This window comes from Rhodoplanes elegans (assembly GCF_016653355.1).
Taxonomy (GTDB): domain Bacteria; phylum Pseudomonadota; class Alphaproteobacteria; order Rhizobiales; family Xanthobacteraceae; genus Rhodoplanes; species Rhodoplanes elegans.
The window spans coordinates 44,808-52,042 of record NZ_NHSK01000116.1 but is presented as its reverse complement, the minus strand read 5'-3'; the positions used below and the strand labels follow the sequence as shown (position 1 = coordinate 52,042).

Below are 7,235 nucleotides of genomic sequence, written 5' to 3'. Positions count from 1 at the left end.
GCGCTCGGTGACGGCGCCGTGCATGTCCGGGTGTCGGCCCCTATGGCGGCTTCCGCTCGCCGGCGGCCGCCGCCTGGGCCGGCATGCGGCATCGCTTCTACGTGCCGCCGCCGCGGCCGGTCGGGCCGCCGCCGGGATTCGGCATCGGCCGCACCGCGCACGAGCGCCTCCATTCGGGCCTGCCGCCGCAGGACGAGACCCGCTTCATCCCGCGCGAGGTCGTCGTCCAGGTCGCCGACACGGTGCCGCGCGCCCAGATCGAGTCGGCCGCCCGCAAGCACGGCATCACCATGGTGGCGTCGCACGGCTTCGCCGGGACGGGCCGCACGCTCTACCACTTCCGCACCGCCGACGGCCGCGACGTCCGCGACGTGATCCGCAATCTCGAGCGCGAGCAGGTCGTCGCCGCCGCGCAGCCGAACTATGTCTATCGCCTCCACCAGGCGGACGCCGCGCCGGCGGTTCAGCCGGCCGTGCCGGTTGTTTCACCGGCCGTGCCGGCCACGCCCGCCGTCCCCATCGCGCCGGCGACGCCGGTCTCTCCGGCCACGCCCGCCGCGCCGGAGCCGGCCGCCGCCGCGGCGGCCGAGCAGCCGCTGCCGCCCGGCGATCCCGGCCAGTACGTCATCGAGAAGCTCAAGCTCGTGGAGGCGCATGCGCAGGCGCGCGGCCGCAACGTCGCGATCGCCGTGATCGACTCCGACGTCGACGCCCGTCACCCGGACATGCACGGCGCCGTCACCGAGCGCTTCGATCCGAGCGGCACGACGGCGAAACCGCATCTGCACGGCACCGGCATGGCCGGCGCCATTTTGGCGCGGTATCGGCTGCGTGGGATCGCGCCCGACGCCTCGATCGTCGCCGTGAAGGCGTTCGACGAGCGCAGCACCGCCCCGGAGGCGACCACGTTCCAGATCCTGAAGGGGATCGACCACGCGATGCGGCGCGGCGTGCGGGTCATCAACATGAGCTTCGCCGGTCCGCACGACGTGATGATCGCGCGCAAGCTGCAGGAGGCCTACGACAAGGGCATCGTGCTGGTCGCCGCCGCCGGCAATGCCGGGCCGACCTCGCCGCCCCTCTATCCGGCCGCCGATCCGAACGTGATCGCCGTGACGGCGACTGACCGGGGCGACGCCCCGCTCCCCCAGGCGAATCGCGGCAAGCACCTCGCCGTCGCGGCGCCCGGCGTCGACATCCTCGCCCCGGCCCCCGGCGGCGCCTATCAGCTCACCACCGGCACCTCGATCGCCGCCGCCCATGTCAGCGGCGTCGTCGCGCTGGTGCTGGAGAAGCGGCCGGACCTGACGCCGGACGAGGTGCGCGCGATCCTGGTCGGCAGCGCCGCGCCGATCACCGGCACCAGCGAGACCGAGACCGGCGCCGGCCTCGTCGATCCGGTGAAGGCGCTCACCTACGAGCCGGAGATGCCGGAGGAGCCGGCCGTCGCCTCCGGCACGCCGGCCAAGCCGAAGACCCCGGCCGCGGCGGCCGCCGCCGCGACCTCGGGCGCCGACAGCGGTCGCAGCGCCAGCATGCGGCAGCGCGACCGGATGGTCGGCAGCAGCCGGCCGGGCGAGTGGCTCACCAGGAGGAGCAGCGCGCGCCGCGGCGGCTCCTCGAGGATCTTCAGCAGCGCATTGGCGCCTTCGGGGTATTTCAGCTCCTCGGCGGCGTCGACGACGCAGATGCGCCAGCCGCCGCCCGTCGCCGTGGCGCCGAAGAAGCCGACCGTCTCGCGCACCTGGTCGACCGTGATGACGGTGCGCACCGTCTCGCTCTTCTCGCCGGGCGTCCGCTCCAGCGCGAGCAATGCCCCCTCGGTGTCGGCCGCCACCCGCCGCACGACCGGATGGTCGGACGGCAGCGCCAGCGAGGTCGCAGCCTGCACGGCGGGCGACGCCGGATCCGGATGGGCGAGGACGAAGCGGGCGAAGCGGTAGACGAGCGTCGCCTTGCCGATGCCAGCCGGCCCGCCGATCAGCCAGGCATGCGGCACCCGGCCGGACTTGTAGGCGGCGAGCAGGGTCTGCTCGGCGGCGGCATGGCCGACGAGGTCCAGGGTCTCGCGCGGATGCGGAACCAGCCTCTCCTCGCGCGCGGCACGCGGCGCCTTGCTCACGGCACGGCCGCGTCGAGGGCAGCCCGGCGCGACGCACCGCCCGACTCGGGATCGATCGTGCCGGCGTTGCTCGTGCCGGTGTCGCCCTCGTCGGCGTCGACCCCGGGGGTGTGCACCTGGGCGGCCCCGAGCCGCGCGCACACCACTGTCCACACCTCGTCGGAGATGCGCTGCGGCGCCGGGCTCGCGTCGATGACGGCGCAGCGCTCCGGCTCGGCGGCGGCGATCGCCCGATAGGCATCGCGCAGCCGGGCGTGGAACGACACGTCCTCGGCCTCGAACCGGTCGGCGTCGGCGCCCTCGCGCCGGCCGGCGGCGCGGGCGAGCCCGGCCTCGGCCGGCAGATCGAGCACGAGGGTCAGGTCCGGCACCGTGTCGCCGACCGTGACGCGCTCCAGCGCCCGGATCACGGCCGGGTCGACCTTGCCGACCGCGCCCTGATAGACGCGGGTCGAATCGGCGAAGCGGTCGCACACCACCCAGGCGCCGCGCGCCAGCGCCGGCCGGATGGTCCTCTCCAGATGATCGGCCCGGGCGGCGGCGAACAGCATCGCCTCGGTCTCGGCGCCGAGCGGCTTGGCGGCGCCGCTGAGCAGCACGTGGCGCACCGCCTCGGCCCCGGGCGAGCCGCCGGGCTCGCGGGTCTGCACCACGGCGATGCCGAGCCGCCGCAGCCGGGTGACGAGCAGCGCCGCCTGGGTCGACTTTCCCAACCCCTCCCCGCCCTCGAACGTGATGAACTTTCCGCGCATCTCACATCCTGTTGGCCGGCGTCCGGCTCCGCCGATCAGATCCGCGAGAAACCGGCCTTGAGCCAGCCGATGACCACCTCGGTAACGACGTCGACGGCGCGCTGCGGCAGATTGCCGACCTCGACGCTTTCGGACGCCTTCAGAGGCACTTCGAGCGTGACATTGTCGCCCCGGATGACCCGCAGCCGGCCGATCCTCTGGCCCTCCGCGACGGGCGCCCGCACAGGCCCCGTATAGACGATCCGGGCCGAGATGCGGTCGGTCGTGTTCTTCGGCACCAGCACCGAGACGGCCTTGTCGGCGATGAGCGGCACGCTGCCCTGCGCCCCGCCGAACACCTTGGCGTCGCCGATCACCTGGCCGTCGGCGAACAGCGGGCGCGCCTCGAAACCGGAGAAGCCCCAGTCGAGCAGGCGCTTGCCCTCGTCGGCGCGGTCCTTGGCGGTCTTCAGCCCGTTGATCGCCACGATCAGCCGCAGGCCGTTCTGCACGGCCGAGCCGACCAAGCCGTAGCCGCCGTCCGCCGTGAAGCCGGTCTTCATCCCGTCGGCGCCGATGTTGAGCGGCAGCAGCGGGTTGCGGTTCAGCTGGCGGATCTTGTTCCAGGTGAACTCGCGCTCGCCGTAGATCGAATAGAACTCCGGATAGGTCCTGATGATGTGCTGGGCGAGCTTGGCGAGTTCGCGCATGGTCACCTGGTTGGCCGGATCCGGCAGCCCGGTGGCGTTGCCGAAGGTCGAGCGCGTCAGGCCGATCTCGCGCGCCCGCCGGGTCGCCATCTCGCCGAAGCTGCGCTCGTTGCCGGCGATCCCTTCCGCGAGCGCGATCGCCGCGTCGTTGCCGGACTGGATGATCAGGCCGCGCAGCAGATCCTCGACCCGCACCCGGCTGTGGATCGGCGCGAACATCGACGACGTGTGCGAGGGGGCGCCGCCGCGCCGCCAGGCGTCCTCGCTGACCTGGAACTCCTGGTCGAGGGTGACGCGGCCCGCCTTGATCTCGTTGAAGACGACCTCGGCGGTCATCAGCTTGAGCAGGCTCGACGGCGCCGTCGGCGTGTCGGCCGCCTTCTCGTAGAGGACCGTGCCGGTCTCGGCGTCGATCAGGATGGCGTAGGGGGCAGCGGTCTGGAAACCACCCTCCTCCTTCTTCTGCCCGGTGACCGAGTTGTTGGCGGCCGTGGCCGCCGCCGCCAGGGCGAAGGTCAGAACGAGTGCGGCGAACACGCGCGTGCCGGGGCGCCGCGTCCACGCCCGCGCCGTCCAGAGCCGTCGAAGCATCGCAACCATCGCCATCGCATCCGGGAAGAGTTGGCCGGAACAATGACGCGACCCGGCGGCCGGAACAATGCCGGTCAGGGCCAGAACGCGAAAAATTGAGCTTGGCTAGAACGTTGCGACGGCATGTTCGCGGACTAGTAGAGCCCGCGGCCGGTCATCACGGCGGCCGGCGCGCCGCCGGAGCGCGATTCGACGGCGGCGAGCGCCGGCGCCGGGCGGGTCGGTGTAGCGACCGGGACGGTGCGCACCGTGGTCACGCGCACCGGCTTGGGATCGCGCCCGGCCGCCAGCACGGGCGGCTTCTCGTCGGCGGCAGGCGCGCGCTGCGAACTGCGACCGTAGCCGCGCGACGACGGCGCCGGCTGGTCGTCGAGGCCGAGGCTGAACGGCCGCTCGGGCGGCATCGGCACGCCGGAGCGCGGCGGCGGCGGAGCCGCCCCGACGCCCCGCAACGCCGGGACGAAGGGCCGGGTGGCCGCGACCATCACGAGCGACGGCGGCGGCGCCGGCGTGCCCTCGCGCAGCGTCGCCATCAGGATCCCGTCGTCGGAGCCTTCGAGCGGGGCGCGGCCGACATACTCGACCCGCACCTTCGCCGTCCCGTTCTTCTGGAAGCCGAGCATGTCGGCGGCCTTGATCGACACGTCGATCAGCCGGCCCTGGTGGAACGGCCCGCGGTCGTTGACCCGCAGGATCATGGAGCGGCTGTTGCCGAGATTGGTGACCCGCACGTAGCTCGGCATCGGCAGGGTCGGATGGGCGGCCGACATGCTGTGCATGTCGTAGACCTCGCCATTGGCGGTGAGCCGCCCGTGGAAATCGTTGCCGTACCAGGAGGCGAGGCCCTCGGCCCGGTAGTTCACGTCCTCCTCGGGCACGTACATGCGGCCGCCCACCACGTAGGGCTTGCCGATGCGATAGCCGCCGCCGCCCTTCGGGATGGGCTGGCCGGGCTCGACGACGCGCGGGCTCGCCGCCACGCCGTAACGCGGATCGATCTGTGGAAACAGGCCGCCATTGCCGGCCGTGCACTGGGCCAGCAGCATGCTCGCGCCAGCGGCCGCGCCGACGCGCGCCAGCCGGGCCCACGGTCCCCGCATCTCCCCCCGGATCATCCGACGAGGATCCCCCCTCCTGCCGTCCGCCACATGCGTCGACGCCGTTGCTCCGCCCGTTCCCCCCGGAACAGGTCGGCGGTCGCCCACGCCCGGCCCGCCGCGCCTCGACGAGTCGCGGACAGTCCTGTCCGCACGTTACAGCGATGCCACGGCGCGCGGAACGACAACAGTTTTTCAAGGTAAATGAGCCGGAAAGAAGACGGCCGCCGGAATGTCCGGCATCCGGGTCACAACCGGAATGAGGTGTTAACCGCCGGTGGGTTAGCCTCGCGCATCGCACGACCAGAACGGTCAACCGCCATGCGCCCTGCCCGAACTCGCCTTCCCCGCCTTGCGGGTTTCAAGCTGAGGACCGTCGTCGCCGTGACGGCGGGCGTCGTGCTGATCGGAACCGGCATCGGGATCGGCAGCGCACTGTTGCCCCGCAGCACGGGTGCCGCCCCGGCCCGGATCGGCCCCGAGGGCACGATTCGCCTCGCACCCGACGCCACCAAGCAGTGCCAGCGCCTCGGCTTCGACAACCGCAACGGCGAGGTCCGCGACCGCGGCGTCGCGGCCTGCGAGCAGCAGACGGAGCGCGACACCTCGATCGACCGCATGCAGGCGATCCGGGCCTGGTTCAACCGCCGCTGAACGACGCCTCCGGCCGCTTCGGCAGCGCAGCACAAGATTCTGCATTGCCCTGATCTGGATCAAAGATTGAGACCCCGGGGCCGGCGTATAAAGACACCGTTGGCGCCGCTTCACGGGGGTGAGTGGCGCGACGGAATTGGGCGGTCCTCACGGACCGCCCTTTTTTTCGTTGCAGACAGGCAAATAAATCCGGCCGATCGGACGAATGGATTCGGCGAACGGCTCCGGTACGCCGAGCCTCTGGCGCGTTCACCCGGCGCTTGGGCGCTGAAACTGAATATTGCAGCGCTTCCGGATGGCGACCTGCTCGAGCGCCTGCATCTCCCCTCGCAGACGTGCGAGTTCAGCGGTGTTGCGATCATCGCCGCCGACAAGAAAAGCGGCCGGCCAGAAGACGACGACGGCGACCGTCGTCGCGACCGTGTCCTTGGTGCGCTTGCTGTCCTGAACACCAGCGAGTTCGTTCGCCCGCTGTGCGATCCTCTGACTTTCTTCGGCGATCTGAGGACAGGTCATGTTTTCGAATTGATAGGGAGAGACATACGTCGCCGCGACCTCGTCCGACTTTGTCGCACAACCGCTGGCGAGAACCGCAATCAACAAGACCCATACCCGCACGTTCGCCCCCACAACGAATTTTCCGACGCCACGATAACGCCATCATTGAACTCGGCCAACCGATTAGCTGCGCTCTCCTCAATCTTCTACCTTGCAGTACAATAGCACCAGCTAACCGTCTTGGGTGGCGGAAGCTTCAGTCGGAGGGATCGGAACAAACATCCGAGGTCAGATAGTTTCAGTTGGACGAACGGAAGCAGCGGCCGCGATAATGCCGTCGCTCGCCCCGCCCCCCGGACACGATACGCCCATGACCGACTCGGTTCGCGACAACCCTGCCCTCGCCCGCTTCGAGCTGGGCGACGGCGACGCCTTGGCCGTCGCGCATTACCGGATCGCCGACGGTGCCATGATCTTCACGCACACCGAGGTGCCGTGGCGGTTGCGCGGCCAGGGGATCGCCACGCGCCTGATCGCCGGCGCACTCGACGCCGCCCGGACGCGCGGGCTGCGGATCGTGCCGCAGTGCTCCTTCGTGGCGGACTACCTGGACCGGCATCCGGAGGCGGGCGACGCGGCGGACTGAACACATCCGGACCCTCGAGCTCGGTCCGGGCGGGCGCACGGCTTCACGTTGTTGCGCGGAAAGAAACCACCAGGACGGCGTGACAAGCCTGAATATTTGCATGGGTGGCGAGCCGTGAGCTCGTGACCGGCCGGCGCGCCCGTTCAGGCGCCCTTAACGGCTAGGGCTTCTACTGAATTGTAGCGA

5 protein-coding genes and 3 pseudogenes are annotated in these 7,235 nt (G+C 71.1%); 3 read left to right on the top strand and 5 right to left on the bottom strand.

Annotation, left to right across the window (positions count from 1 at the left end):
• Nucleotides 1–83: 83 nt before the first annotated feature.
• Nucleotides 84–1,337 (top strand): annotated as a pseudogene (locus CCR97_RS32095) (S8 family peptidase); the annotation flags it as partial.
• Nucleotides 1,338–1,435: 98 nt separating this feature from the next.
• Here the strand turns inward: CCR97_RS32095 and CCR97_RS31730 are convergent.
• The 4 genes and pseudogenes from CCR97_RS31730 to CCR97_RS15540 all read right to left on the bottom strand — a co-directional run.
• A pseudogene (locus tag CCR97_RS31730) lies at nt 1,436–2,122 on the bottom strand (DNA polymerase III subunit delta'); the annotation flags it as partial.
• Between the two features lie 119 nt (nt 2,123–2,241).
• Nucleotides 2,242–2,874, bottom strand: a pseudogene (gene tmk, locus CCR97_RS15550) (dTMP kinase); the annotation flags it as partial.
• Nucleotides 2,875–2,909: 35 nt separating this feature from the next.
• A complete protein-coding gene (locus tag CCR97_RS15545) occupies nt 2,910–4,154 on the bottom strand; it encodes a D-alanyl-D-alanine carboxypeptidase family protein (RefSeq protein WP_201159625.1) in 1,245 nt (414 codons plus the stop codon).
• 134 nt (nt 4,155–4,288) lie between these two features.
• Nucleotides 4,289–5,269, bottom strand: a complete 981-nt coding sequence (locus CCR97_RS15540) for a septal ring lytic transglycosylase RlpA family protein (protein WP_274611526.1) — start codon at nt 5,267–5,269, stop codon at nt 4,289–4,291.
• Nucleotides 5,270–5,635: 366 nt separating this feature from the next.
• On the opposite strand from CCR97_RS15540, the gene CCR97_RS15535 reads away from it, so the two are divergent.
• Nucleotides 5,636–5,905, top strand: coding sequence for an MBL fold metallo-hydrolase (locus CCR97_RS15535; protein ID WP_111358436.1), 270 nt, complete (start codon nt 5,636–5,638; stop codon nt 5,903–5,905).
• Between the two features lie 249 nt (nt 5,906–6,154).
• Here CCR97_RS15535 and CCR97_RS15530 read toward each other — a convergent pair whose 3' ends face one another.
• Nucleotides 6,155–6,523: a hypothetical protein gene (locus CCR97_RS15530; protein WP_111358439.1), complete on the bottom strand. Its 369-nt coding sequence runs from the start codon at nt 6,521–6,523 to the stop codon at nt 6,155–6,157.
• A 250-nt stretch (nt 6,524–6,773) separates the two neighbouring features.
• Between CCR97_RS15530 and CCR97_RS15525 the strand changes: the two genes are divergently transcribed.
• Complete coding sequence (locus CCR97_RS15525) at nt 6,774–7,049, top strand: GNAT family N-acetyltransferase (RefSeq protein ID WP_111358435.1); 276 nt, start codon at nt 6,774–6,776, stop codon at nt 7,047–7,049.
• The last annotated feature ends 186 nt before the right edge of the window (nt 7,050–7,235 follow it).

Excerpts from the sequence above, each read along its gene's own strand:
- CCR97_RS15545 (WP_201159625.1), bottom strand. The coding sequence starts at position 4,154 with ATGCTTCGACGGCTCTGGACGGCGCGGGCGTGGACGCGGCGCCCCGGC.
- CCR97_RS15525 (WP_111358435.1), top strand. The coding sequence starts at position 6,774 with ATGACCGACTCGGTTCGCGACAACCCTGCCCTCGCCCGCTTCGAGCTG.
- CCR97_RS15540 (WP_274611526.1), bottom strand. The coding sequence starts at position 5,269 with ATGATCCGGGGGGAGATGCGGGGACCGTGGGCCCGGCTGGCGCGCGTC.